General features: G+C 63.9%; 29 protein-coding genes and 1 tRNA gene. 26 read left to right on the forward strand and 4 right to left on the reverse strand.

Features of this window, described 5'->3' with window-relative positions:
- The first annotated feature begins 97 nt into the window (after positions 1-97).
- The gene (locus IPU70_RS01860; RefSeq protein ID WP_207464468.1) at positions 98-283 is read left to right on the forward strand and encodes a hypothetical protein; all 186 of its coding nucleotides are present in this window, start codon (positions 98-100) and stop codon (positions 281-283) included.
- Positions 284-369: 86 nt separating this feature from the next.
- Here the strand turns inward: IPU70_RS01860 and IPU70_RS01865 are convergent, their stop codons facing one another.
- Complete coding sequence (locus tag IPU70_RS01865; protein ID WP_242702251.1) at positions 370-678, reverse strand: hypothetical protein; 309 nt, start codon at positions 676-678, stop codon at positions 370-372.
- Between IPU70_RS01865 and IPU70_RS01870 the strand changes: the two genes are divergently transcribed.
- The 16 genes from IPU70_RS01870 (at position 677) to IPU70_RS01945 (ending at position 10,680) form a co-directional block, all read left to right on the forward strand.
- The gene (locus tag IPU70_RS01870) at positions 677-1,780 is read left to right on the forward strand and encodes a S24 family peptidase (protein ID WP_207464470.1); all 1,104 of its coding nucleotides are present in this window, start codon (positions 677-679) and stop codon (positions 1,778-1,780) included. The genes IPU70_RS01865 and IPU70_RS01870 overlap by 2 nt on opposite strands.
- A 301-nt stretch (positions 1,781-2,081) precedes the next feature.
- Entirely contained in the window at positions 2,082-2,723 is a 642-nt protein-coding gene (locus IPU70_RS01875) for a hypothetical protein (protein WP_207464472.1), read from the forward strand.
- Positions 2,724-3,054: 331 nt separating this feature from the next.
- A complete protein-coding gene (locus tag IPU70_RS01880; protein WP_207464474.1) occupies positions 3,055-3,792 on the forward strand; it encodes a methyltransferase in 738 nt (245 codons plus the stop codon).
- Between the two features lie 37 nt (positions 3,793-3,829).
- Complete coding sequence (locus IPU70_RS01885) at positions 3,830-4,108, forward strand: hypothetical protein (RefSeq protein WP_207464476.1); 279 nt, start codon at positions 3,830-3,832, stop codon at positions 4,106-4,108.
- An 11-nt stretch (positions 4,109-4,119) separates the two neighbouring features.
- Positions 4,120-4,323, forward strand: coding sequence for a hypothetical protein (locus IPU70_RS01890; RefSeq protein ID WP_207464478.1), 204 nt, complete (start codon positions 4,120-4,122; stop codon positions 4,321-4,323).
- Positions 4,324-4,354: 31 nt separating this feature from the next.
- Positions 4,355-4,705: a hypothetical protein gene (locus tag IPU70_RS01895; protein WP_207464480.1), complete on the forward strand. Its 351-nt coding sequence runs from the start codon at positions 4,355-4,357 to the stop codon at positions 4,703-4,705.
- Between the two features lie 2 nt (positions 4,706-4,707).
- Positions 4,708-5,589, forward strand: a complete 882-nt coding sequence (locus IPU70_RS01900; protein ID WP_207464482.1) for a DUF2303 family protein — start codon at positions 4,708-4,710, stop codon at positions 5,587-5,589.
- A complete protein-coding gene (locus IPU70_RS01905; protein WP_207464484.1) occupies positions 5,589-6,254 on the forward strand; it encodes a hypothetical protein in 666 nt (221 codons plus the stop codon). Before IPU70_RS01900 ends, IPU70_RS01905 begins: the two co-directional genes overlap by 1 nt.
- 34 nt (positions 6,255-6,288) lie before the next feature.
- The gene (locus IPU70_RS01910) at positions 6,289-7,086 is read left to right on the forward strand and encodes a hypothetical protein (RefSeq protein WP_207464486.1); all 798 of its coding nucleotides are present in this window, start codon (positions 6,289-6,291) and stop codon (positions 7,084-7,086) included.
- Positions 7,083-7,544, forward strand: coding sequence for a hypothetical protein (locus IPU70_RS01915; RefSeq protein WP_207464487.1), 462 nt, complete (start codon positions 7,083-7,085; stop codon positions 7,542-7,544). The genes IPU70_RS01910 and IPU70_RS01915 overlap by 4 nt, the downstream gene beginning before the upstream one ends.
- Positions 7,541-7,984 (forward strand): hypothetical protein, encoded by a 444-nt coding sequence (locus IPU70_RS01920; protein WP_207464489.1) that lies wholly within the window; start codon positions 7,541-7,543, stop codon positions 7,982-7,984. The genes IPU70_RS01915 and IPU70_RS01920 overlap by 4 nt, the downstream gene beginning before the upstream one ends.
- Entirely contained in the window at positions 7,981-8,973 is a 993-nt protein-coding gene (locus IPU70_RS01925; protein ID WP_207464491.1) for a hypothetical protein, read from the forward strand. The genes IPU70_RS01920 and IPU70_RS01925 overlap by 4 nt, the downstream gene beginning before the upstream one ends.
- Entirely contained in the window at positions 8,970-9,191 is a 222-nt protein-coding gene (locus tag IPU70_RS01930) for a hypothetical protein (protein ID WP_207464493.1), read from the forward strand. The genes IPU70_RS01925 and IPU70_RS01930 overlap by 4 nt, the downstream gene beginning before the upstream one ends.
- On the forward strand, positions 9,191-9,538 hold the full coding sequence (locus IPU70_RS01935; RefSeq protein WP_207464495.1) for a hypothetical protein: 348 nt from the start codon (positions 9,191-9,193) through the stop codon (positions 9,536-9,538). The genes IPU70_RS01930 and IPU70_RS01935 overlap by 1 nt, the downstream gene beginning before the upstream one ends.
- On the forward strand, positions 9,535-10,470 hold the full coding sequence (locus tag IPU70_RS01940; RefSeq protein WP_207464497.1) for a hypothetical protein: 936 nt from the start codon (positions 9,535-9,537) through the stop codon (positions 10,468-10,470). Before IPU70_RS01935 ends, IPU70_RS01940 begins: the two co-directional genes overlap by 4 nt.
- A complete protein-coding gene (locus IPU70_RS01945) occupies positions 10,471-10,680 on the forward strand; it encodes an AlpA family transcriptional regulator (RefSeq protein ID WP_207464499.1) in 210 nt (69 codons plus the stop codon).
- Between the two features lie 2 nt (positions 10,681-10,682).
- Here the strand turns inward: IPU70_RS01945 and IPU70_RS01950 are convergent, their stop codons facing one another.
- The 3 genes from IPU70_RS01950 to IPU70_RS01960 form a co-directional block, all read right to left on the reverse strand.
- Positions 10,683-11,315 carry a hypothetical protein gene (locus IPU70_RS01950; RefSeq protein ID WP_207464501.1) on the reverse strand — a complete coding sequence of 211 codons (633 nt, stop codon included), beginning with the start codon at positions 11,313-11,315 and terminating at the stop codon, positions 10,683-10,685.
- Positions 11,316-11,324: 9 nt separating this feature from the next.
- Positions 11,325-12,314, reverse strand: a complete 990-nt coding sequence (locus IPU70_RS33055) for a site-specific integrase (protein ID WP_207464503.1) — start codon at positions 12,312-12,314, stop codon at positions 11,325-11,327.
- A 168-nt stretch (positions 12,315-12,482) separates the two neighbouring features.
- Positions 12,483-12,569, reverse strand: a tRNA-Leu gene (locus IPU70_RS01960).
- A 47-nt stretch (positions 12,570-12,616) separates the two neighbouring features.
- Between IPU70_RS01960 and dapC the strand changes: the two genes are divergently transcribed.
- From dapC to IPU70_RS02005, 9 genes are all read left to right on the forward strand, one after another.
- A complete protein-coding gene (dapC, locus tag IPU70_RS01965) occupies positions 12,617-13,813 on the forward strand; it encodes a succinyldiaminopimelate transaminase (RefSeq protein ID WP_207464505.1) in 1,197 nt (398 codons plus the stop codon).
- A gap of 25 nt (positions 13,814-13,838) precedes the next feature.
- A complete protein-coding gene (gene dapD, locus IPU70_RS01970) occupies positions 13,839-14,660 on the forward strand; it encodes a 2,3,4,5-tetrahydropyridine-2,6-dicarboxylate N-succinyltransferase (protein WP_013394697.1) in 822 nt (273 codons plus the stop codon).
- The gene (gene dapE / locus IPU70_RS01975; protein WP_207464508.1) at positions 14,660-15,796 is read left to right on the forward strand and encodes a succinyl-diaminopimelate desuccinylase; all 1,137 of its coding nucleotides are present in this window, start codon (positions 14,660-14,662) and stop codon (positions 15,794-15,796) included. Before dapD ends, dapE begins: the two co-directional genes overlap by 1 nt.
- A gap of 13 nt (positions 15,797-15,809) precedes the next feature.
- Positions 15,810-16,706: a 50S ribosomal protein L3 N(5)-glutamine methyltransferase gene (prmB, locus tag IPU70_RS01980; RefSeq protein ID WP_207464510.1), complete on the forward strand. Its 897-nt coding sequence runs from the start codon at positions 15,810-15,812 to the stop codon at positions 16,704-16,706.
- On the forward strand, positions 16,703-18,637 hold the full coding sequence (locus IPU70_RS01985) for an ATP-binding cassette domain-containing protein (RefSeq protein ID WP_207464512.1): 1,935 nt from the start codon (positions 16,703-16,705) through the stop codon (positions 18,635-18,637). Before prmB ends, IPU70_RS01985 begins: the two co-directional genes overlap by 4 nt.
- A 123-nt stretch (positions 18,638-18,760) precedes the next feature.
- Positions 18,761-19,249: an RNA polymerase sigma factor gene (locus IPU70_RS01990; RefSeq protein WP_207464514.1), complete on the forward strand. Its 489-nt coding sequence runs from the start codon at positions 18,761-18,763 to the stop codon at positions 19,247-19,249.
- A gap of 2 nt (positions 19,250-19,251) precedes the next feature.
- Positions 19,252-20,169, forward strand: a complete 918-nt coding sequence (locus IPU70_RS01995) for a FecR family protein (protein WP_207464516.1) — start codon at positions 19,252-19,254, stop codon at positions 20,167-20,169.
- A 117-nt stretch (positions 20,170-20,286) separates the two neighbouring features.
- Positions 20,287-22,920, forward strand: coding sequence for a TonB-dependent receptor (locus tag IPU70_RS02000; protein ID WP_207464518.1), 2,634 nt, complete (start codon positions 20,287-20,289; stop codon positions 22,918-22,920).
- Positions 22,893-24,086, forward strand: a complete 1,194-nt coding sequence (locus tag IPU70_RS02005; RefSeq protein ID WP_207464520.1) for a cytochrome-c peroxidase — start codon at positions 22,893-22,895, stop codon at positions 24,084-24,086. The genes IPU70_RS02000 and IPU70_RS02005 overlap by 28 nt, the downstream gene beginning before the upstream one ends.
- Positions 24,087-24,151 lie beyond the last annotated feature (65 nt).

Consider the following 24,151-nt stretch of genomic DNA (forward strand, 5'->3'; position numbering starts at 1 on the left):
TGGCGAGAACCCCATCCTGCGGCTACGATCGGCGTTGCCCGGGATGCCCGGGCGTGGGTACCAACCACTACCAACTTTCCCCACAGGAGGGGTTCTCATGGAAGTAAGGCAATACACTCGCGCACGCGAAGTGCTGTTCAAGGTGCTAGAAACGCAACCGAACTTGTTCGGACCTCGGCAACCTTCGGCCCACGAAGGAAAACTGTTGGCCGAAACGGTCTGGGCCTTCATAGAAGAGTTCTCGAAGAATTTCGAACAGAAGGTGAAGGGCTCGCCGGAGTAATTCCGTTAAGCACCAACCACGCAAGAACGCCCGCCTCGGCGACGACGCGGGCAGCTTTCAACGCACCCTCCTGGGCTGCCGGGTTGTCACGCATGGCTGGCCTCCTGCTGGTCGGCCAGCTCGGGCTCGCGAAGCCATTCATGCGCCAGCAGCACGCTTGGCGGGATGCCACGACGCTTCCAATTACTAACGCGCTGAACGGCCCCCGGCTGATCCGCGATACCGAGACGTTCGGCAACCTTAGTAGGGCCGCCAAAGGCATCAATACGCGCCGCGTCCTGATGAAGTTCTTCCATTCGCTTCTCCATTTGGCCTTGATTAAACACCATGTTTAATTCAAAGGTCAACACAGCGTGTATCAACAACACGTTTATCGCGGCAACAATTGCCTCCATGAAGCAAATGCACGAACAGATGGCGAGGATCTACGAGGCTGCCCGAGCTTCGGGAATGCTCATGAGCGGCCCAGAGCAGGCGAATCTGGCGCGGCTGTTGAACGTCGCCCAGCAGAATGTCAATAATTGGGAGCGCCGCGGGCCATCGAAGGAAGGCATGTTGGCTGCCCAAAACGTGTTGGGCGTAAATGCGACCTGGGTAATGACTGGCAAAGGCACCATGTTCACAGCCGGCGCGACCGCGAAGGCGCCGGCTACGTCCGAATCGGCAAAGTCGCAGCCCTGGCCTTTTCGATCAATCACTGAGGAAGACGTACGTGGACTGCCTCCAGCGCAGTTGAATGCGCTGGACGGCGCGATTGCTCTGGCCATCGCTCAACTGAAAATCGGCATTCAGGTCTCGCATCCGGCGCCACTGGCACCGCCGGCCGTGCTGTCACTGCGCACGTATAAACCCGGCGGCTTGGTCGACATGGACCATGCTGACGACGCCTTTCCCATGCGGATCCAAGGACTCCCCCCTGCCCCGTGGGAAGGCGGAAATACAACGCACCAGGCAGAAACCAATCCCAAGGTCCGGATTAGCACCCAGACTGGAGTGGTGGCCAATGTCGGCCCAGGCGAGCCATATGCAGCGAATGACAAGTTCGAAAAGGTGCCGGAGATGGCTGACGTTCGCTTGGCCGCCGGCGACGGCATTGAGAACCACCTTGAAGAACAGACCGGTGTGATGCACTTCCGTCGTTCGTTCCTGCGCGCGGTGGGCGCGGATGCCGGGAAGGCTCGAGTCGTCTACGCCAAGGGCGACAGCATGGAACCCATCATTCGTGATGGGGCCGCCCTACTGGTGGTTCCAAATGAAGACCTGACCGTGCGCGATCTAGCTGCGGGCGGCGTCTACGCCATCAACTACGACGGCAAGATGATCGTGAAGACGGTGACGCGTGATCGACTGACGAAACAATGGGTCGCGCGCTCGTTCAACCCGGGGTATCCGGACATCCCGCTTGAGAACGGTACGCCGGTGCGGGTGCTGGGACAGGTTGTCTGGGCTGGCGCCAGGCTGCGGGATGACGAGGCGGGGCAGTGGATTCGCTCGTAGATTCGTGCAGTAGCCCGCATTGCCTTTTCGAAGACCTGCACCAGCATGGGTAAACCTGATGTTTGACCATGAGATTTCATATACGCCTGACGAACGGGCGCAACGACTCGAGGACTCTCTGGCCGAGTCACGCCGGCAGTCCAATGAATTGCTGCGCGCCATAAGCGTAAGGCTGACGATTATCTGCCTGTTGCTCGCCGGCATACTCGGGTACTTGATGCAGAAATGAACGCTCCAACTTCGACGCCTGCAGGGTACAGGCTTACAATCTGCAATCTATTGGATGCCTAGGGAACCGAAGATGAAGCGCCTACTCGTCGCCGCAATATCAGCCTCTGCTCTGCTGGCTGGGTGTGCAACGAAGCAACCGCAGTTAACTCGAGCGGAATACTTAGAAGTCACCCAACGAACTTACGAAGGCAAATCTGCCGACGACGTGTTCAATGCGGCGGAGAAGCTGTTGCGCTTGGCAGACGGGGACGATTTCCGATTCTTCCATGATGACAATTCTATGAGCGCAACTCGGTCATGGAGTATCTATCTAGTCTTGGCTGCAACCATGGGAACGGATACGTGGACTGTTCGAGCCAAGGAATTGGAAAGCTCGGTGCGCGTGTCGGCGGCACTCAATACTTCTGCCGGATCTGTGCTCCCAATGCCCACAACGGGTGGGGACATGTCTGCCGGCAGCACGCCAGGCATGGGCGGGAATGTACCCGGTACCGCCATCTATGACGTCTTCTGGGCTCGAATGGACTACTTGCTCGGGAAATCAGATAAATGGATGACATGTGAAGAATCGAACCGCCGGGTTTCCATGGGTGCAGTATGGGGACCGAATGAGGCTCTTTGTAATGGCTTCAACATCAAGGATGATCTTCCATCCGAACTTGTAGGAAAGATCGAGAAGCGAAAACCGTCTGAGACGTTCGTCGGTCGCTGATCTCCATAATCTCAATTCACAGCCCGCCTTGAGCGGGCTTTTTCTTTGCCTTTTATAAACACGGCGTTGACCAAATGAATAAACATGGTGTTTAATAACTCCAACGCCTCACCACTCAAGCAATCGAGCACCGGGGCTCGTTCTTTGACAACTTGGGATTCAGGAGAGGGCGCGGCATAGCCTCCGCCCTTGGCCTCGTCGGACCGCCGACGCTCGTGCCATCCGCAGCATCACCGAGCTGGGCACGTAAAGCCTGCTTGCGCCCTCCCCTGAATCTCCAGTTGTCGAAGCCAACGCACTCACCACCCGGTGAGCAACAGGGAGAACAGCAATGCAAGTCGAGCAATCAGTCCTGAGCGTCCTCAGCGCCGCGCAGGCGACCGGGAATGCTGTGGTTCTGACCGGGCAGTTGGACCGGAAGTTGTACGAGAAGACCAACAAGGTGCTGGAGGCTGCCGGCGGCAAGTGGAACCGCAAAGCTCGCGCCCACGTCTTCGATGGCGACGCTGCCGACCGCCTGGACCAGATCATTTTGACCGGGCATGTCGAAGTGCCCAAGGACGAGTTCAACTTCTTTCCGACTCCCCCAGAAGTTGTCAGCGTCTTGCTTGACCTCGCTGACCTTCAACCCGGCATGACCGTTTTGGAGCCCAGCGCTGGGCAAGGCGCCATTGCAAAGGCTTGCGCAGAGGCAGGCGCGCACGTCGATTGCATAGAACTGATGGCGGCCAACGCTCAGATCTTGCGCGCCGACGAACGCCTCTGCGTGCGCGAGGCGGACTTCATGTCGATTCCGGTGATTCAGGGCTACGACCGCGTGGTGATGAATCCGCCGTTCTTGAAGCAGGCCGACATCAAGCACGTCACGCATGCCCACCAATTCCTAAAGCCAAGCGGTCTGCTGGTTGCCGTGATGAGCGCCGGTGTCACCTTCCGTGAAAACAGGCTGACCAACGACTTTCGCGCTTTGGTAGAGCAGCACGGTGGCGGCATCACGCCGCTGCCGGATGCCTCGTTCAAGGCGTCCGGGACGATGGTCAACACCGTCGTCGTCACGATCCCCGCTTAAACCACCCCGCCCCGGGTGCCGGGGCTAGGAGACATCCATGAAAAGCGCTTCCCTATGCATCGCAGCCGCGCTTGCGACGCTCGTCGCAGTCGCGGCCCTGTTCGGCTGGGCCCAAGTGATCGCCCGCAATGATCACCGCCTGTTCAAGGCCGATGACGAAAAGCGTACCCGCATGCTCGCCCGCAGCTGCGGCTATCGCGGGCAACTGTGGCAAGACCCGCTCACGCGCCAATTCGCGTGCCTGTACGTCAACCCCAACGGCGAAGCGCTGGTGCAGAACATCCCGGACGCCCCGCTGCTGATCGTTCAACGCTAAGGAGCCCACACATGGCCCGGGAATTCACACGCGAGCAGGTGCTGGCCGCAGTTGCGAAGCTGGGTCGACGGGTTCGCGACATTGACGTGCTGATGCGCAACCGCGCGCTGTGCATTTCGATCCTCAATTCTGCCGAAGTGCCGCCACCGAGCCGCGTCGTCCACCTGCGCCCGAAACATGACTGGCGAGCGCGGGCCGCGGGCGACGCCGAATAGCCAGTTTCCCAACCGCACCTAAAGGAGTGCCATGTCCACCAACTCCATCGAAGAAACCCTTCGACACCTGCGAGGCGGCTATCTGCTGTCCGAGCTGCAAGAGCAGCTCGCGAAGGTAGTGCAGGCCGTCGACGTGACCGGAAAAGCCGGAAAGCTGACGATCCAGTTGACGGTGAAGAAAGTGAGCCGTTCCGGCGCACTGGAGATCCTCGACAAGATCACGAGCGTCGCGCCCGAGGAAGCCCCGCTCACCACTCTGATGTATCCCACCCCCGAAGGCCGTCTGGCGCCCAGTGATCCGCGCCAGCAGGCCCTCGACCTCAAGACGCTGCCGAACACGGCCAGCAACCTCACCAACCTGCGCGCCATTGGAGACCAATAACCATGCCCGCAAACACCGCAAATCTGGACGAGCACATCAACATAGCCGAGACGGTCGCCCGCCTCACCCCGAAGCCTTTCGAGCTGGCGAACAGCCCCAACGGCCGACTCTTCGCCGTGCCGGAGGGATACCAGATCCAGGACGATACCGCGCTGCAGAAGCTTCAACTGATGCCCACGCGCAAAAAGGGCGGCGTGCACTTGAAAACGCTCGACAGCTTTTTGCAGTACGTGAATCAGCATCGCCAGCCGCAGTCGCAGATTTACGTCAAAGTCAACGCGAAAAGCGCCGACGCACCGCTGGTTGTCACGGCCGTTCTGAACGATCACGTGCACGGCGACCTGCTGAACCCGGCCGGCTGGTGCGATTTTCGGGCGGTCCTCACGCCTGATTCCAGTCCCGAATGGAAAACGTGGGTCGGCGCCAGCGGCGAGAAGATGAACCAGATGGAGTTCGCGACCTTCATCGAGGACAACATCCACTGCTTCGCGGGCAAGGATATCGAAGGCGGCGAAGGGTTCCCCTCCGGCGGCGAAATGCTCCAGATGGCGCTTGCCTTCGAAGCTTCGTCGGAAAAGCGCGTTCGTTCCGCCGTGCGGCTTCAATCGGGTGGCGTGAACATTGAGCACGTCGATACGGACGATGCGGCCACCGTCACCCGCATGCAAGCATTCGACCGCTTCCGGTTGGGACTCGCGCCATTCTGGCGCGGTGACTCCTACCCCCTGGAGGCGAAGCTGCGCTATCGCAACACGAGCAGCGGCCTGACCCTCTGGTACGACCTGGTGCGCCCCGATCGCGTCGTCGACCATGCAGTCGAAGAAATCCTGGCAAAGATCGCAGCCGGCACCACGATCACGCCGATCTTCGGGGGCATCGTCTGATGAAAAGCCGCAGCGGCCCCTATCTCGTTGTCGGCCTGGCCGGGCACGCCGGCGCAGGCAAAGACACCTGTGCCGACATCCTGGTCAGCGCCCATAGCTTCGCCCGGTTGGCGTTTGCAGACGCGCTACGCGCCGAACTCGCTGCCGCGTTCGGGGTCGATCTGCGGCTTTTCACCGAACGCAGCGCCAAGGAGCGGCCAACCCACGAACTGGCGCTGCATCGTTGTTCAGACCGCGCTTTTGTGGAGCTGATCCGGTCTCTCCCGCTCGGACTGACGCTTGACAGGGCGCTGAGTCCGCGCTGGGCGATGCGCCTATGGGGCACCGAGTACCGGCGCAACCAGTCGGGCAAGGACTACTGGATCTTGCGCGCTCACGAGGCCCTTGAATCGCTGCATAGAGATGGCTGGCGTCGGATTGCGATCACCGACGTGCGCTTCGCCAACGAAGCCGCACTGGTGCATTCGATCGGTGGTGAGGTGTGGCGCGTCGTCAGGCCCACAGCTGACGCCGTCCTGGCGCCGCATGCATCTGAGCAGGACGTGAACAGCCTCCAAAGCGACCGCGTGATCGACAACAGCTCGCATACCACTGCCGCGCTCGCCTACGACGTCCTGTTCGCGTATCACCTCGCCACCCACGCCCACAACGAGATTGCAGCCTGAGCCCGTCGGGCAAGGCGTACGGAGTAGAAGAACTATGGCAAAGAACAGCATCGACGCCTACGGCGCCAGCGGCAAGAGCAACGTCCTGTTTTTCAAGCCGGAAGACCTCACGCTGATCACGGACGCAGATCACCCGCTCTTCGATGAGCGGGTATTCCTGCCGCTGGATGAGGCGATGGTCAGGAATGTAATGGACCTGGGCATCATTCAGCCGATCAGCGTCTGGAAGGACCCCGAGCTTGGAAAAACGTTGGTCGTCGCAGGGCGCCAGCGCGTCAAGCACGCCATTGAAGCGAACCGCCGCCTGGAAGAGCAAGGACTGAAGCCCCTGCAGGTGCCGGGCGTAATCCGCCGCGGCTCTGCCATCAAGATGGCAGGCGCAATGGTGAGCGAAAACGAGATCCGAAAGGCGGACACCCCGCTCGGCCGCGCCAAGAAGATGGCGAACCTTCAGGCGCGTGGCCACGGCGATGACGACCTCGCACTGCTTTTCGGCTGCAACGTGGCGACCGTCCGCAGCACCCTGGCGCTGCTTGAATGCCCCGCCGCTGTCCAGAACGCCATCGAGGCAGGCCAGATCAACATCACGCACGCCAGGGCACTCTCCAAGCTGACGCCGCAAGAGCAGCGCGACAAAGTCACGGAACTCATCGCGGCCGGGCACGGTGCGAAGCCTCGCGAACGCGCCCAGCGGCAAGCACGCCTGATGGGCAACGCACCCCGCATCAAAACTCGCACCCAGATTCTCACCGCGCTGACGGCTGCCGAGGGCGAATACGCCAAGGCGCTGCGCTGGGTACTGGGAACGGACACCGAAGGGAGAACCGCATGAGCAACCCGCATCGCAGGGCTCGCAAGGCCCGGAACAAGCGCTACACCCCGCGCGCTGTCCGCGCACCGATGATCGTCGCGACCGATCTGGTACTTCGGCCAGTGGAGGCAATCATTGACCAAATCAACCGCGACGGCACTGTCCACGCGGACGCGAAGGGCATCCCCCAGTTCCAGGCTGGCGACGGCTGCTGGTACGAAGCCGCCGGCGCGATCGAGGGCGTGATCTGGCATTTCGAAATGTGGTGCGTTCGGCATGGCGAAAGCCTGCCTCTGGACCCGCTGCGCGAGCTGCACATCGCACTCAAGTACATGGTGCCAATTCAGGAGCGCACGCTGCGCAACCTGGGCACCGCAATGCCTGCCCTTCGCCGCGCCATGTCCATGGCCGACCCTGACGACCAAATTGACCTTTTGCGGCAGACACAGATTCGAGCCGAACTGGAGAAACGCGTATGAAATTCGACTCATCCCACGGCTGGGTTGTCCCACGCGCGGATGGCGCCCGCGCCAAGTGCGGCGGCCCCGCCCTCTGCGCCACCTGCAAGACCGAACAGATGCACGAGGCCATGCTTGCTGGCGTCTTCGGCCAGCGTGCCAACCTCACTTCCACCGAGGAAAGCAACATGCCGACCGAGAAAAGCGATCACCGCCGCCCAGCCGGCCCCGCCGAAGCCGAAGCGCTGGCACGACGATTTGTTGGCGAATACCTCACTGCTTGCCGCATGACCGATCGCGAGCAGATGGGCAATTACCTGATGAAGCTGACTAGCGTCGCAGCAGTCCTCATGGCCCAGGCTGAAGGCTCTGCGAATGCGGGTGAGCGCCTGGCCGGCACTGCCGCCTGGGTCCGCAAAACGATGCCGGCCGCGCCGGCGCGACTGGAGCTTGTGCAATGACGATCCGAACCGATGCTGCTCCGGCGGTCATTCAGTCCGTCTTGACCGACGCAGAACGCCATCAGCTGCTGGCGCGGGCGAACTACCCTCACCTTCAGGAAGAGCCTGGCTCCAATCTGGTCAAGATCACCGAGGACATGGTTCGGACCAAGCTGCTCGCCGCTTTGCCGACGGGAGAGGCGCGTGCGGTGCCACCGCACCAGTGGCAGACAACGGTAGCTCAGATGAAGGTTCTGGCCGCAGAACTGAGCCTGGCAGCCGAAACTATGGGCGGAGACGACGAAGAAAGCCGCGACATCGAACTGGTGCTGGCTGTGGCCCCGGCTGCGACCGTGCAAGATGATGACGGTGCGTGGAACGAGCAACCCATCCTGACCGTTCGTCTGGAGGAATATCCCGAGGAAGGCGTCTATCCGGTCGATCCCCGCGACCCGACCGGCGGCCGCATTGATGCTCCCACCCCTCCCGCCACCACCCAGGACGAGCCCATCACCGTATCCCTCGACCCCGACCCTCGCGGCGTCAGCGTAGGCGTATGGCAGGGATCGCACTGCATCTACAAAGGGGCGCATGCGGTGCCGGTTGCACAGGACGATGCTAAGGACGAGCTTGCAACCTTCAGCTTGCCACCAACCTGCATCTTGCACCCTGTGGCGACGGCGTTCTTCACTGAAAAAGGTGAGGTTGCCTACACCGGGATATATGACCGAACGTTGAAAGCGCTGGAAGCCGTGAAGACAACACGCATGGGTATATCGGCAGGTTCGATAGATCTATACATCAAAGCGCCTGCGCCCGCTGCTGGCGATGCGCTGCCGACAATCAAGGGCGCCGCGATCACTGGCGGCTATGTCGTCGTGACGCCGGCAGGATGGGGGGAGGACAAGCCCCAAAAGGTGCGCGACGCGATCCTGCGCCTGTTCCCGGTCAACCCGGCGTATACGCCGAATCCGGAAGCCGCCCAGCAGGGCAAAGGGGACGCAGCATGAAGACGATCCAGCTTATCGATGTGGCCCACGTTGAGGCCGCCGCCCAGGAAATGGCGAGGTACGCTGAGTCGTGCCGGCGCGCAGCCAAGGATGTGCCGATCCTGGCCGACATCTACACCGCGCAGGCCCTCTCCGGCGACATGGCGGCGCGCTACCTGCGGACGATCATCGAACGGCATGGGCGCACCGCTTCAGCCTCTCAGCAGCAGGAGGGGTGATGGAACTCGCTCTCGAAGAATCCTACGCCATGGACGATTCCTGCCAGCTCCAATACTGGGCGCGTGGTCACTGGTCCTGGGGCGAATTCGTCACGGCCGTGCAGGACAGGATCGCGCGGGAGGAACGAGACATCCCGAATTGGGTAGTCGTTCAAGCGCCCGTGAAGCAGCTCTACCAGCGCGCCGTCCCTTGCCGCGATTCCATCGTTGGCGATACCCGCTACGTGCATTCGGACAAGCCGGGGCGCGGCGCTACTGCCGTCACCGTCATGGATTTCTGGTTCCCGATGCACGCCTACTTGCCCCCGAAGCCGCAGCCGTACCTGTTTTCCAAGGAAACGACATGACCATCAACACCCCCGCCCAGCGCGAAGCCGCAATTCAGGAAGGAGAGCGTGTCGCGGCGGCCGATGAGTACTTCAAGGCCCGCACGTGGATCATGGACACGAGCGACAACCGGCGCATCTTCGAGGCCGGATTTGACCGAGCCTACGCCCTGCTGTCCAAGCTGCGCGCCCCTGTAGCCGATGAGGCCGCGCTCCAAGTGTGGGCCGATCGCTTCCCGGAGATTTCCGACATGGGCCGCCTGCGCGATGCGTGGCACGATGCGCGTTCGAGCGCCCCTGTAGCCGATGAGCGGGCGGCGTTCAATGCATGGTGGGAGGTAGGCGGCACCCGCGCGAAGCTGGAGAGCTGGAACGCGTGGCAAGCCCGCGCCGCCCTGGCAAGCGCCCCTGTGGCCGATGATTGGAAGACGCAAGATGAGACGCTGGCAGACCGCCTGGACCGAATGGCTTTCGCAAAGCCGACAGGATCGCAAGCCCAAAGCGACTTGCTCGCCGCCGCAACGATCTGGCGAAAACACGTCAGCCGCCCGACGAGCGCCCCTGTAGCCGATGAGCGGGCGGTCGATCCGCGAGACATATTGGGCGATACCGGGCATGCAGAGGTGGATCGGTTGATAGGTCGGCTAACTTCCGCTGATCCTGATTTTGATGACTGCACCGACGCGGCGGCTTTGCTTCGCCGCTTAGTCTTGGAAGAAATCAAAGGCCCCGAAGGTCACGCGACATGGAAGGACGCGGCTGTAGCTGAGCGCGTGACTCGTGTAGCAATGCGCCCTAACGAGGAAATCGTAACGATGGCGCGAGAAGGCCTCGAAGTTTATAGCGGCCCGAACATGAATGAGCACAAGGTATGTGCGGAGATAGTTCGTTTAGCCGAATCATCCCGCGCCGCCCTGTCCGCGCAACCGGGCGCGCAGAAGAAGGAGAACTAAATGGAAGACCGCTTCATCAGCCACAACGAAATCGCTGAGCGTCTGCAGCTGAATCCCGACCATGTCCGGGATCGGCTCACCAAGCGCAAGGATTTTCCCCGGCCGTTCCAATTCGGTGGCGTGCGCCGCTGGAAGGCCGAAGAGGTAGAAGACTGGATCGAGTCGAAGCGACAGGCGCCGGATGGACGCAGGAGCCGTGGCACTTGCTAGTCCTAAACCGTCGGCGGATTTTCCCAGGATACGACCCTTACGCGAATCGCTTCGAGCGCAGCCGATACCTTCGCTGCGATATCTTCCTGGTTCTTTTGGGCTTGCTCGTAGTACCCCATGCCTGGAGCTAGACGATCACCGTACTGATATTGCACACGTTCAAGGTGTGCCGCCTTAAAGACAGCATCGACTGCCTCCCGAATTTCGGAAGGATAGAACGGCAGGAGCTTTTCCTTGCTTTTGTATAGGTCGTACATTTGTTCATGAAGAGCCTTTAGCCTACGCTCCATCCGTTCGGCGTCAGTCTCGCCGGGTACGTGAAAATCCATAACTGGACGAAGCGCCATTGTCGAGTCGCGCACATCAACTAGAAGTGCACTCAGCGCTTTCAGAATCTCGAATTCTTGCTGGTATCTAAAGCCGTACCGCGCCATTTGCGCCGATAGGCTGTGCTTCACCGCTTCCAATTCTTTGGCATGAGCACTTTTTGCAGCCTCGATCTTATTGGTTATCTCGCCAATATCCTGCTTGGTCGCCAAGTTCTTCCCCTTCTCGCTGAAGTAACTGCGCCAGGCGATTCCAAGGCCCACAACAATAGCCGCGCCCAAAAAACTCCCGATTACTGAGTCCCACATCCCAATCTCCTAGTCCAGCTTCCGAGCGATGTCGGACGCACTCTCTCGGTAGTAAATCATCAAGCTGCGCGGATCCCGGTGCCCCACCATCCGCGCCAGCTCCAGAATGCTCAGTTTCTTGGCCAGCCGGGTCAGCGCCGTGGCCCGGGCGTCATGGAATGTGGCGCCCTCCACCTCAGCCAGGGCCTTGGCGTGCCGGAAATAGACGTCGCGCAGGGCACCGGTCAGGGTGAACATGCGTTCCTTGTCCACGCCCTTCAGCGCCTTGAACAGGGCCACCGCCCTCTTTGACAGCGGCACCGCGCGCCGGTCGCCGTTCTTGGTCTGGTCCAACTGGGCCACCTGCTTTTTCAGATCCACCTGGGCGCGTTCCAGGGAGAGCAGTTCTCCCGAGCGCATGGCGGTTTCCAGGGATAGCAGGAAGGCCACGGCCGTCTGGTGGCGCTTGTCCTGAACGGGCTGCCCCTCTTCCCAACCTAGGGCCAGCACAATCCGGTCGATTTCTTCCTGGGTATAAATCCGCTCCCGATGGCGGCCCTTCGACGGCATGGTCAGCGCCAGCCAGGCGTCATCCTTGAGGTTGTGCCATTCCTTTCTGGCGTAGCCCCAGGCGGCCCGCAATAGGGCGATGTCGCGCCGGACGGACGTGGGCTGGACTTCCCCCAGCCGCTTATCGCGCCAGGCCGCCAGGTCGCCTGTGGTCACTGTATGGATGGGCTTGGCGCACAGGGTCGGCTCGTCCTTCAGGAACCGGTCGATTCGGACCCGCTCCCAGCGGTGGCCCTTGTTCTTAGGTGACACCTCGTCGCGGAAGCGCTCCAGGACCTGGGCCAGCGTCTTGACCACGATGCCCCCGACCGCGGCGGTCGAAAGCTCCGTTTCGCGAGCCGCCGCCCACTCTTGGGCCTCTCGTTTGGTGGCGAAACTCTTACTTTCCCGGGCGCCACCCTTGCTGATTTCGGCGCGCCATGTGTCCCCGCGCTTGCGGAAAGTCCCCACTTTTCTACCCCTTTGGCGTAAATCCTGGCGTGGATTTGGCGTAGCAAAGTAGGCGATTTAATGGGGAACTGTCAAAGCTGTTGGCAAAAGAAAACCCCCGAGGCACTCGAATCCTCGGGGGCTGTATGACAATGTTGGCGTAACGCCAAAACAGTGTCAGGCAATACGTGGTGCGAAGGAGGGGACTCGAACCCCTACACCTGTTACGGCGTCAGGACCTAAACCTGGTGCGTCTACCAATTTCGCCACCTTCGCTTTAAGCCAAGCCCGCTATTGTAGCTTGCTTGTTAAAATCTTGCGTCATGAATCCGCGCCTCGATGCCCTACACCCCTATCCGTTCGAAAAACTGCGCGCTTTGCTGGCTTCGGCCAGCCAGCAGCCGGACGGTCTGACGCCCATCAATCTGTCGATCGGCGAGCCCAAACACGCCGCGCCCGAGCGCGTCGCACAGGCCATCCGCGACAGTCTTGCGGGCCTGTCCGTGTACCCGTCCACCAAGGGCGACCCTGCCCTGCGCCGGGCGATCTCGGAGTGGCTGGCGCGGCGCTACAGCATCCCTGCCCCCGATCCGGAAACGCAAGTGTTGCCTGCGCTGGGCTCGCGCGAGGCGCTGTTCGCGTTCACGCAGACCGTCATCGATCCGTCCGCCGGTTCGGTGGTGATCTGCCCCAACCCGTTCTATCAGATCTATGAAGGCGCGGCCCTGCTGGCCGGCGCCACGCCCTACTTCGTCAACGCCGATCCGGTGCGCAATTTCGCCAGCGACTGGAACCAGGTGCCGGACGAGATCTGGAAGAAGACGCGCATGGTGTTCGTCTGCTCGCCGGGGAACCCGGCCGGCAACGTCATGTCGCTGGACGAATGGGAAACGCTGTTCGAACTGTCCGACCGCCACGGCTTCGTGATCGTCTCGGACGAATGCTATTCCGAAATCTACCTGGACGAGGGCAATCCGCCGCTGGGCGGGCTACAGGCGGCGCGCCGCCTGGGCCGCGATACCTACCGCAACCTGGTGGCGTTCTCCAGCCTGTCCAAGCGCTCCAACGTGCCGGGCCTGCGTTCGGGTTTCGTGGCGGGCGATGCCGCACTGATCGGCCGCTTCCTGCTGTATCGCACGTATCATGGCAGTGCCATGAGCCCGATCGTGTCCGCGGCCAGCATCGCGGCCTGGACGGACGAGGCGCACGTGAAGGACAACCGCCGCCTGTACCGCGAAAAATTCGACGCCGTCGTGCCTATCCTGCAGAACGTGCTCGACGTGTCCCGCCCGCAGGCCTCGTTCTATCTGTGGGCGGCCACGCCCGGCTCGGATACGGCCTTCGTGCGCGACCTTTTTGGCCGTACTGGTGTTACCGTGCTGCCGGGCAGCTTCCTGGCGCGCGAGGCGCACGGCGTGAACCCCGGCCAGGGCCGCATCCGCATTGCTTTGGTGGCGCCTTTGGCTGACTGCGTGCAGGCAGCCGAGCGCATCGCCCATTTTGTGCATACTTCCGTTTGATCAACCTTTTAAGAGCTGAGCCGCTATGACTCTCGACCTGCAGACCACCATCGAAAAAGCCTGGGACGACCGGGCCAACCTGTCGCCGACCGACGCCAGCGCCGAAGTGCGCGAAGCGGTCGAGCGCACCATCGACGGCCTGGATCTGGGCCGCTTGCGCGTGGCCGAGAAAATCAACGACGACTGGGTCGTGCACCAGTGGATCAAGAAGGCCGTGCTGCTGTCGTTCCGCCTGAACGACAACGCCATCATGGGCCAGGCTCCGCTGCAGTTCTACGACAAGGTGCCGCTCAAGTTCTCGGAATACGGCGACAACGCCTTCAAGCAAGGCGGCTACCGCGTGGTGCCGCCGGCCGTGGCCCGCCGCGGCGCCTACCTGGCCCGCAACGTGGTGCTGATGCCCTCCTACGTGAACATCGGCGCCTACGTCGACGAAGGCACCATGGTCGACACCTGGGCCACCGTCGGCTCCTGCGCCCAGATCGGCAAGAACGTGCACCTGTCCGGCGGCGTGGGCATCGGCGGCGTGCTGGAACCGCTGCAAGCCAACCCGACCATCATCGAAGATAACTGCTTCATCGGCGCCCGCTCGGAAGTCGTGGAAGGCGTGATCGTCGAAGAGAACTCGGTGCTGGCCATGGGCGTGTTCCTGTCGCAAAGCACCAAGATCTATGACCGCGCCACCGGCAAGATCACCTATGGCCGCGTGCCCTCGGGTTCGGTCGTGGTGCCGGGCTCGCTGCCTTCCGCCGACGGCTCGCACAGCCTGGCTTGCGCGGTCATCGTCAAGCGCGTCGACGCGCAGACCCGCGCCAAGACCAGCATCAATGATCTGCTGAGGGCCTAATGAGCAATTCAGCCGTACTGGATCTGGTCAAGGACCTGATTGCCCGCCCTTCGGTCACGCCGGCCGATGAAGACTGCCAGGCGACGCTCGCTGCGCGCCTGGAACGCATCGGCTTCACCTGCGAGACCATCGCCCAGGGCGGGGTCACCAATCTGTGGGCGCGGCGCGGCAGCGCGGCGCCGCTGGCCGTGTTCGCCGGTCACACGGACGTGGTGCCTCCGGGTCCGCGCGAGAAGTGGGACAGCGATCCTTTCGTTCCCACCGAGCGCGATGGCTACCTGTACGGCCGCGGGGCGGCCGACATGAAGAGCTCGATCGCCGCCTTCGTGGTGGCGGCCGAGGAATTCGTGGCGGCCCACCCGCAGCATGGCGGCTCGATCGCCCTGCTGATCACCTCCGACGAGGAAGGCCCGTCGATCGACGGCACCGCCATCGTCTGCGACGCGCTGAAGGCGCGCGGTGAACAGATGGACTATTGCATCGTCGGCGAGCCCACTTCGGGCGACGTGCTGGGCGACACCTGCAAGAACGGCCGCCGCGGCTCGCTCTCGGGCAAGCTCACGGTCAAGGGCATCCAGGGCCACGTGGCCTACCCGCATCTGGCGCGCAACCCCGTGCACCAGTTGGCGCCGGCCCTGGCCGACATCGTCAACATCGAATGGGACCAGGGCAACGAGTATTTCCCGCCCACTACGTTCCAGGTGTCCAACCTGAACTCGGGCACTGGCGCCACCAACGTGGTGCCGGGCGAGGCGGTGGCGCTGTTCAACTTCCGCTTCTCGACCGCCAGCACGCCGGAAAGCCTGCAGGCGCGAGTACACGAAGTGCTGGACCGCCATGGCCTGGAGTACACGCTGGACTGGGACCTGGGCGGCGAGCCCTTCCTCACGCCGCGCGGTTCGCTGACGGATGCGCTGGTCTCGGCCATCCGCGACGAAACCGGCGTGACGGCAGAACTCTCCACCACGGGCGGCACGTCCGATGGCCGCTTCATCGCCAAGATCTGCCCGCAGGTCATCGAATTCGGTCCTTGCAATGCCACGATCCACAAGGTCAACGAACGCGTCGAAGTGGCGTCGCTCGATCCGTTGAAAAACATTTATCGGCGCACGCTGGAAAACCTCCTGCTCGCCTAGAAAGAAGTCCCCTATGTACCAATCCGCCCGCCAAGAACTGCTGACCCTGCGCGACCTGATCCGCTATGGCGTATCACGCCTGAACGCCGCCCAGGTGGCGCTGGGGCATGGCAGCGACAACGCCTGGGACGAGGCGGTCTACCTGACGCTGCACGCCTTGCATTTGCCGCTGGATACGCTGGAGCCCTTTCTGGACGCCCGCGTGCTCAGCGAAGAGCGCAACCGCGTGCTCGAACTGATCGACCGTCGCGTGACCGAGCGCCTGCCCGCCGCCTACCTCACCAACGAGGCCTGGCTGCGCGGCCACCGCTTCTACGTGGACCAGCGCGTCATTGTGCCGCGCTCGCCCATCGCGGAATTGCTGGACCAGGGTCTTGCGCCCTGGGTGCAGGATGCGCTGGCGGTCGAGAACGTGCTGGACATGTGCACGGGATCCGGCTGCCTGGCGATCCTGTCGGCACTGGCCTTCCCCTACGCCCACGTCGACGCGGTGGACGTGTCGCCCGACGCGCTGGAAGTGGCGCGTCGCAACGTCGACGACTACGGCCTGACCGACCGCCTGGACCTGCACGCAAGCAATCTGTTCGACAACCTGCCGCCACGCCAGTACGACGTGATCATCTGCAATCCGCCTTACGTCAACAGCGGCTCGATGGACGCGCTGCCCCAGGAATACCGCCATGAACCGCAGCTGGCCCTGGCCGGCGGCGACGACGGCATGGACCTGGTGCGCCGCATCCTCGAAGCGGCGCCGCGATTCCTGACCCCGGAAGGCGTGCTGGTGCTGGAGATCGGCCACGAACGCGACTTCTTTGAAGCCGCGTTCCCGCAACTGTCGCCCGTGTGGCTGGATACCGAAGAAGCTTCCGACCAGCTTCTGCTGCTTACCCGCGAGCAACTGAGCCTGTGATACGCGCTACTGGATTGACCCTGCGCCGCGGCACCAAGGTGCTGCTGGACGGCGCCGAATTCGTCGCGCATCCCGGTGAACGCGTGGGCATCGTCGGCAAGAACGGCGCGGGCAAGTCCTCGCTGTTCGCGCTGCTGACCGGCGCATTGGACCTGGACGCCGGCAACCTGGCGATGCCGGCCGGCTGGCGTATTGCCAGCGTCAAGCAGGAACTCGAAGCGGACGAACGCCCGGCGCGCGAATTCGTCATCGACGGCGACACCCATCTGCGCGAGCTGCAGGCGCGCCGCGCCGAACTGACGGACGAACAAGGCACGCAGATCGCGGAAGTGGAAGCGGCGCTGGTGGAAGCCGGCGCCTGGAGCGCGGCCTCGCGCGCCGAGCAGTTGCTGGCCGGCCTGGGCTTCAAACCCGCCGAATGGATGCAGCCGGTGGCGAGCTTTTCCGGCGGTTGGCGCATGCGCCTGGCCCTGGCCCGCGCGCTGATGGCGCCGTCCGAATTGCTGTTGCTGGACGAGCCCACCAACCACCTGGATCTGGACGCCATGCTGTGGCTGGAGAAATGGCTGGCCGCCTATCCCGGCACCGTCATGCTGATCTCCCACGACACCGAGTTCCTGGACGCGGTGGCCAAGTCCATCCTGCATTTCGACCACGCCAAGCTGGTGCGCTACCGCGGTGGCTATGGCGACTTCCTGACGCAGCGCGCCGAACGTCTGCGCCAGACCAATATCGCCTACGAACGCCAGACCCGCGAAGCGGCCCGGCTGCAAGGCTTCATCGACCGCTTCAAGGCCAAGGCCTCCAAAGCCAAGCAGGCGCAAAGCCGCGTCAAGGCGCTGGCGCGCATGCAGGTGCTGGCGCCCTTGCACGCCGAAGCCGGCATCGACATCCGCATCCCCTCGCCCGACCAGGTGCCGGATCCGCTCCTGACCCTGGAACACCTGTCGGCCGGCTATACGGATGCCGACGGCAACGCCGTGCCCATCCTGCGCGACGTGACCCTGATGGTACGCGCCGGCAGCCGCGTCGGCGTGCTGGGCGCCAACGGCGCCGGCAAGAGCACGCTGATCAAGACCCTGGCCGAAGAGCTGCCGGTGCAGGCGGGCGAACGACGCGCGTCGCGCGGCTTGGCGATCGGCTATTTCCATCAGCACCAGCTGGACATGCTGGACGTGGACAGCACGCCTATCGCCCACCTGGCGCGCCTGGCCCCCGACGCCCGCGAACAGGAACTGCGCAACTACCTGGGCGGCTTCGGTTTTTCGGGCGATACGGTGACCAGCAAGGTCGGCCCCATGTCCGGCGGCGAGAAAGCGCGCCTGGCGCTGTCCCTGATCGTCTGGCAAAAGCCCAACCTGCTGCTGCTGGACGAACCCAGCAACCACCTGGACGTGGAAACGCGCGAAGCCCTGGCCGCCGCGCTGGCGGACTTCGGCGGCAGCATGCTGCTGGTATCGCATGACCGCCACCTGCTGCGCACCACCGTGGACAGCTTCTGGATCGTGGCCGATGGCGCGGTATGCGAGTTCGACGGCGACCTGGAGGACTACCGGGACTGGCTCGCCGCCCGCAACGCCGGCGAACGCGCCGAGGCCGCGCGCGAGAACGCGGAAGGCAACGAACCGGTAGTGGACCGCAAGGCCCAGCGCCGCGCCGAGGCCGAACAGCGCCAGCGCCTGTCCGCCCTGCGCAAGCCGCTGGAATCCAAGCTCGCCAAGGTCGAGACCGAAATGGAGAAGCTGCGCGCCAAGCTGCACGCGCTGGACGCCGTCATCGCCGACCCGGACCTGTACTCGGACGCGCGCCGCGCCGAACGCCAGAAGGTCATGGCCGAACACGGCGAACACGGCAAGCGCATGGACGAGCTGGAAGAGCAGTGGCTGGAAATCCAGGGCTCGCTGGAAGGGATCGAACAGTCCGAGGCCTGACGACTTGCGGCGGGCGCCCTGCCCGCCGCGGCTTCTGTGCTCCCGGTTAATCTAGAAATAGAAATCGTTATCATTTATACTCTGCCGCGAATTTGACTCTATCTGGCGCCCGGCGCCAGCGACATGTCTACGCTCACGGATGTATTTCTCCGCCACTACCGAGAGGTGCTGGGTTTCCTCTCTTTGCGCACCGGCTCGCGCGACGTCGCGCAGGACTGCGCGCAGGACACCTGGATCAAGCTGGCGGAATTCAAGGACAGGACGCGTCCCGACAACGACCGCGCCTACGTGTTCCGCGTGGCCGCCAATATCGCCACCGACTGGCACCGGCGCCGCAGCCGCGAACTGCTGGCCACCGCAGACTACGCGGCCTCGCGGCCTCCTCTGCACGAACCCGACACCCTGGATGTCGCCGCCGCGCGGCAGATGCTGCGCCGGCTGGAAACCGCCCTGCTGGCCCAACCCCGCCGCAGCCTGGATGTGTTCGTACTGCACCGGCACGAGGGCCTGAGCTATCGCGCCATTGCCGAACGTTTCGCGATCTCGATCAGCGCCGTGGAAAAGCACATGATGCGCATCCTGCTGGCCTGCGACCAGGCGCTGGCGTCCTGACCATGGCTCCCCCCAATCCCCGAAGCGCCCAGGAAGAAGCGTCGCGCTGGGTGGTGCGCCACAGCGGCCAGGGCATGGATGCGCAGGCTCAGGCAGAGTTCGAAGCCTGGTACCGCGCCGACGCCAGCCACGCCGACGCCTATGAGCGGCTGGCGCGCCTGTGGCGGCGGATGGGCGAAATCGAGCGCGGCAAACTGGCCCCGCGACGCACGCGCAAGCGCGGCGCGGCGGCGGCGCTGGCGCTGCTGGCAGCCTGGCCGGCCTGGCAATTGCTGCGTACGGCGCATCCCGGCGCTGATTACACGACTGGCGCCGAAGTGCGCCGCGTGGTCCTGCCCGACGGCTCCAGCGCCATGCTGGATGCGGATTCGGCCATCGCCATCGACTTCGCACCGGGCAAGCGCGAGGTCAGGCTCCTGGCCGGACAGGCGTTGTTCACGGCCGCAGCGCGCGCGCCCGGCGGCCCAGATTTCACCGTAGTGACGCCAGACGCCTCCGCCGCCGCGCTGGGCACCCGCTATTCCGTCGCACGCAAAGCCGACGGCACGCGCGTGGTGGTCTACGAACATCGCGTGGCGGTCCAGTGCCTGACCTGCCAGGATGGGCAGAGCCTGGCACTGGACGCGGGCCAGGAAGCTGCCGTGTCGGCAACAGGCATCCTGCGCCTCGCCGCTGCGCAAGAACCGGCGCCGGACTGGAGCCAGGGCCTGCTGGCATTCAACGACGTCGCCTTGCCCGAGGCCGCGGCCCGGCTCGCCCGTTATGGCGGTAAGCACATCCTGGTGCTCGGCGAGGCAGCACGGAGTTTGCGCGTGTCAGGCACCGCCAGCATCGGCGATCCCAAGCGCGCCCTGGCCCTGCTGCTGGCGCAGGCCAAGGTTGGCATCACCGAACTTCCCGGCCTGCTGATCGTGCGCTGAAGCCTGTTGCCAATCGGTAAATGAGAATCGATATAAATTATTCATGAGCAATCCGATGAGGTAACCCGCGCCTGGACACGTCCTACGGCTGATATCAACACCCGCCTGGACGCATTCATGCAGTTTCACATCATCAACCGGCGCGCCCGCCGGTCCAGCGCTTCAGCGGCGCTGCTCATCGCCGCCTTGATTACAGTCACGCCGAGCGCCGCCCAGCCCGTCGCGCGCGCCGCCTACGACATGCCGGCGCAACCGCTGGGCGAAGCGCTGCTGGCGCTGGGCCGGCAAGCCGGCCTGGAGATTTCCTTTCCGCCGGCGGCGGTGGCGGGCAAGACCTCGCCCCCGCTGCAGGGTGAGTATTCGCCGCTGCTCGCGCTGAACCACCTGCTGGCGGGTTCCGGGCTGGCGCTGCGCGCGGATGGCCCGGGCCGCTACATCGTCTACGTGGACAAGACCAACCAGTTTTCCGCCCTGCGCCTGGACGCCGTGCGGGTCTACGGCGAACAGGTCGGCGAGCGCATCTATACCCGCGAGGACATCGCCGAGACGCCCAGTTCCAACCGCGACCTCAGCACGCTGGTGGCGACGCATCCGGCGGTACGCACCAACCCAGGCGCCGCCGGCTCGCAGAACCGCGGCTCGCTCAATGTGGAGGACATATCCTTCCACGGCTCCAGCCCCTACCAGAACCTGTTCCAGCTCGACGGCATGGACGCGACCAACCGCGTGGACCCCGCCAGCAAGAACCTGAACCTGCAGGTCGGCAATGTACCCAGCAATCCGCAGTCGTACTTCGTCGACACGAGCCTGCTGGAGGAAGTGCGCGTGCACGACAGCTTCGTGCCCGTTGAGTACGGCCGCTTCACGGGCGGCGTCGTGGACGCGAGATTGCGCCGGTTCTCCGGCGAAAACCGGCTCAACCTCGATTACCGCTGGAACACCTCCAAGATGACGCGGCAGGAAGTGGCAGAAGGCGAGCAGAACAGTTGGGCGCAGGGCAAGCCGGGCTATTCGCCGGAATGGAAGAAGCGCTTCTATTCGGCCGTGGGCGACCTGGCCTTCAATGAAAAATCGGGCGCCGTGCTGGCCCTGTCGCGGCGCGAATCGGACATCACGCGCTGGAACATGGGCGTCGATGACAAGGGACAGCCGGCCCCGGGCCAGGACGCCTACAGCGACCGCATCGACAACTTTCTGGGCAAGTTCAGCGTGCGCGCCAGCGCCGACACCACCGCCGATCTGACGCTGAAGTACAGCGACCGCAGCGAAACCCTGGCCAGCGACCTGTTCCGGCACACGCGCTGGGACAACAACCATGCGGCGCGAGGCGTAGCCGCAAACGTGGACCACTATTTCCAGGGCGGACGACTTGCGCTGCAGGCAGGTTGGGACCGCTCGCTCAGCAACCGCGAATCCATAGGCGATGAGCTGGTGACCTTCCGCCCCTATCGGCTGCCGCTGTACACGGCGGGCGGCTTCGGCAAGGAGCAGACGCGCCAGGACACCTGGACGCTGAAGGGCCGGGTCGACCTGGATCCGGTCCGCACGGGCGTGTTCACGCACATTCCGTACGCAGGCGTCGAATTGAATCAAGTACAGGCGAACTTTGAGCGCTTCCAGGAAAGCCACTCCTACCAGCGCGCCTACAACCGCGACGGCAGCTACCGGGATTTCAGCAAGGTCCGCTACCTGCCCGGCACCGTGGACGTGAACTACAACATGGCCAGCCTGTACCTGTCGGACCGCGTCGAATGGCAACGGCTGGCCCTGGACGCCGGCCTGCGCTACGACCGCGAGACCTTCCTCGGCAACAACAACCTGTCGCCGCGCACACGGCTGGACTGGGACATGTTCGGTTCGGGCGACACGCTGTTCAGCGCCGGCTGGTCGCGGTACTACGGCTCCGGCGTGCTGGAGACGGCGCTCAGAGAGGAACGTAGCCGCCTGCGACGCCAGGTGCTGGACAAGAACGGCCAGCCCGTGGCGGACGGCAGCAAGGAGTACTACGTCCAGTACAAGGGCCTGCGCTTGCCCTATGACGACGAATGGGCGGTCTCGCTACGCCATCGCATGGCGGGCATGGAAGGCGTGCTGAGCTATGTGCGCCGCAACGGCCGCGACCAGTGGACCTCGACCGGCAACGACAAGGACGGCTACCGCTACACCAACGAGGGCGTGTCCACCACCGATGGCGTGAGCCTGTCGCTGCGCACGCTGGAACCCTGGCGCCTGGGCGAAACGCGCTGGAACATGCAGGCGTCCTGGAGCTGGCAGAAGCGCAAGACCAACGCGGACCTGGTCGAAGGCTACAACGGCGATGCGCGCGATCCCGACGAATACGTGATCTACAACGGCTCGCGCACGCGCGCCATCGACCTGCCGCCGTCCACCTTCTACCAGCCGCAAGTCGCCACGCTCGGCCTGATCGGCGCGTGGCCGCGCGCCGGCCTGACCTGGAGCAACATGGTGAACTGGCGTAGCAAGCGCGACGCCACCGTCTATGTGGGAGTCGGCCCGCGGCCCGACTACCTGGACCGATTCGTATCAGGCGAGGTTCCTTCCTATTGGACCTGGGACACCAAGCTCGCCTGGAATCCCACTTTCGCGCGCAGCCTGGAATTCACGGTCGAAGTGCTGAACGTGCTGGACCGCAGGCCCGCCGTGACGGCCAGCAACCCGAACCTCAAGACCAACCGCAGTACCTTTCAGACGGGACGGGAGCTATGGCTGCAAGTCGGTTACCGCTTCTGATCCTGGGCGCCGCGCTGGCGCTGGCGGCGCCTTTGGCTCGCGGAGACGGCAGCCCGAGCCAGACGCCGGCTGCCGGCCCGTCCGGCTGCCACGGGCCGGCGGGCTGGAACGCAGCTTGCCTGCGGCCCCACTACTCGGGGTCGCCCGCGTCCTGGCCCGCGCCTTCCATCGATCCCGGCGTGGCCTGGCGCGAATGGGGCCCTGTGCCCCCTGCCGCCAGCCCGCCCCTGAGTTGGACCGCCGCCAATGCCGGCCAGCAGGAGTTGGCCGCCGACGTCGCGCGTCCGGCCGTCGTGACCCTGGGACAAATGCTGTTCTTCGACACCGCGCTGTCACGCAAGGGGCAGGTGTCCTGTGCTTCCTGTCACCTGCCGCAGCGCGCCTTCACGGACGGGCTCGCGCTGGCCGTGGGCGAAGACAAGCTGATGGGCAGGCGACGCTCAACCCCGCTGTACGCGGCCCCATTTGCGCCGCGGCTGTTCTGGGACGGGCGCGCCGCCAGCCTGAAGGAGCAGGTGCTGGGCCCCATCCACGATCCTCGCGAAATGAACCATGACGCCGGCGGCGCCGTGGCGCGCCTGCTTGAAACCGAGCTATATCCGGCGCAGTTCCTGCTGGCGTTCGGCGCGGCCCCTGCACCGCAACGGCCGGTGGACGCGGACCGCTTGGCGCGCGCGTTGGCGGCCTACGTCGCCACGTTGCGTCCGGAGCCGACGCGCTTTGACGAATTCCTGGAAGGCCGTTCCGAGGCGCTGGATGACACCGAGTTGATCGGCATGCATCTGTTCCGCACCCAGGCGCGATGCATGAATTGCCACAGCGGCCCGATGCTGACCGATCATCGGTTCCACAACATCGGCCTGTCGTTCTATGGCCGCCGCAATCAGGATCTGGGCCGCTACGAAGCGACCCGCGATCCCGCCGACCTGGGCCAGTTCCGCACGCCCAGCCTGCGCAATGTGTCGCGGGCCGGACCGTGGATGCACAACGGCTTGTTCGCGGACCTGAAGGGGCTGCTACGGATGTACAACGCCGGCATGGGCCGCGATCCGGCGCCCGCCGATCCGCCCGATCCTTATGCACCGCGCAAGTCAGAGCATATCCGGGCGCTGGATCTGAGCGCGGACGAGATCGACGCCTTGCTGGCGTTCATGCGGGTCTTGTAGGGAGAAAGGGAAAGGCGGCGCCCGGGCGCTTGCAGATGCAGGCTCCCGGGCGCCGCCGGCCTGGC

This window comes from Achromobacter sp. SD115 (genome assembly GCF_017355315.1).
GTDB lineage: Bacteria > Pseudomonadota > Gammaproteobacteria > Burkholderiales > Burkholderiaceae_B > Achromobacter > Achromobacter xylosoxidans_B.

Bases quoted from the DNA above. Each gene is read 5' to 3' on its own strand.
- IPU70_RS01945 (WP_207464499.1), top strand. From the start codon at position 10,471: ATGGAAGACCGCTTCATCAGCCACAACGAAATCGCTGAGCGTCTGCAG.
- IPU70_RS02000 (WP_207464518.1), top strand. From the start codon at position 20,287: ATGCAGTTTCACATCATCAACCGGCGCGCCCGCCGGTCCAGCGCTTCA.
- IPU70_RS01890 (WP_207464478.1), top strand. From the start codon at position 4,120: ATGGCCCGGGAATTCACACGCGAGCAGGTGCTGGCCGCAGTTGCGAAG.
- dapD (WP_013394697.1), top strand. From the start codon at position 13,839: ATGACTCTCGACCTGCAGACCACCATCGAAAAAGCCTGGGACGACCGG.
- IPU70_RS01995 (WP_207464516.1), top strand. From the start codon at position 19,252: ATGGCTCCCCCCAATCCCCGAAGCGCCCAGGAAGAAGCGTCGCGCTGG.
- IPU70_RS01990 (WP_207464514.1), top strand. From the start codon at position 18,761: ATGTCTACGCTCACGGATGTATTTCTCCGCCACTACCGAGAGGTGCTG.
- IPU70_RS01905 (WP_207464484.1), top strand. From the start codon at position 5,589: ATGAAAAGCCGCAGCGGCCCCTATCTCGTTGTCGGCCTGGCCGGGCAC.
- IPU70_RS01940 (WP_207464497.1), top strand. From the start codon at position 9,535: ATGACCATCAACACCCCCGCCCAGCGCGAAGCCGCAATTCAGGAAGGA.
- dapE (WP_207464508.1), top strand. From the start codon at position 14,660: ATGAGCAATTCAGCCGTACTGGATCTGGTCAAGGACCTGATTGCCCGC.
- IPU70_RS01935 (WP_207464495.1), top strand. From the start codon at position 9,191: ATGGAACTCGCTCTCGAAGAATCCTACGCCATGGACGATTCCTGCCAG.
- dapC (WP_207464505.1), top strand. From the start codon at position 12,617: ATGAATCCGCGCCTCGATGCCCTACACCCCTATCCGTTCGAAAAACTG.
- prmB (WP_207464510.1), top strand. From the start codon at position 15,810: ATGTACCAATCCGCCCGCCAAGAACTGCTGACCCTGCGCGACCTGATC.
- IPU70_RS01925 (WP_207464491.1), top strand. From the start codon at position 7,981: ATGACGATCCGAACCGATGCTGCTCCGGCGGTCATTCAGTCCGTCTTG.
- IPU70_RS01930 (WP_207464493.1), top strand. From the start codon at position 8,970: ATGAAGACGATCCAGCTTATCGATGTGGCCCACGTTGAGGCCGCCGCC.
- IPU70_RS01950 (WP_207464501.1), bottom strand. From the start codon at position 11,315: ATGTGGGACTCAGTAATCGGGAGTTTTTTGGGCGCGGCTATTGTTGTG.
- IPU70_RS01920 (WP_207464489.1), top strand. From the start codon at position 7,541: ATGAAATTCGACTCATCCCACGGCTGGGTTGTCCCACGCGCGGATGGC.
- IPU70_RS01885 (WP_207464476.1), top strand. From the start codon at position 3,830: ATGAAAAGCGCTTCCCTATGCATCGCAGCCGCGCTTGCGACGCTCGTC.
- IPU70_RS01875 (WP_207464472.1), top strand. From the start codon at position 2,082: ATGAAGCGCCTACTCGTCGCCGCAATATCAGCCTCTGCTCTGCTGGCT.
- IPU70_RS01910 (WP_207464486.1), top strand. From the start codon at position 6,289: ATGGCAAAGAACAGCATCGACGCCTACGGCGCCAGCGGCAAGAGCAAC.
- IPU70_RS01880 (WP_207464474.1), top strand. From the start codon at position 3,055: ATGCAAGTCGAGCAATCAGTCCTGAGCGTCCTCAGCGCCGCGCAGGCG.
- IPU70_RS02005 (WP_207464520.1), top strand. From the start codon at position 22,893: ATGGCTGCAAGTCGGTTACCGCTTCTGATCCTGGGCGCCGCGCTGGCG.
- IPU70_RS01870 (WP_207464470.1), top strand. From the start codon at position 677: ATGAAGCAAATGCACGAACAGATGGCGAGGATCTACGAGGCTGCCCGA.
- IPU70_RS01865 (WP_242702251.1), bottom strand. From the start codon at position 678: ATGGAGGCAATTGTTGCCGCGATAAACGTGTTGTTGATACACGCTGTG.
- IPU70_RS01900 (WP_207464482.1), top strand. From the start codon at position 4,708: ATGCCCGCAAACACCGCAAATCTGGACGAGCACATCAACATAGCCGAG.
- IPU70_RS01895 (WP_207464480.1), top strand. From the start codon at position 4,355: ATGTCCACCAACTCCATCGAAGAAACCCTTCGACACCTGCGAGGCGGC.
- IPU70_RS01860 (WP_207464468.1), top strand. From the start codon at position 98: ATGGAAGTAAGGCAATACACTCGCGCACGCGAAGTGCTGTTCAAGGTG.
- IPU70_RS01915 (WP_207464487.1), top strand. From the start codon at position 7,083: ATGAGCAACCCGCATCGCAGGGCTCGCAAGGCCCGGAACAAGCGCTAC.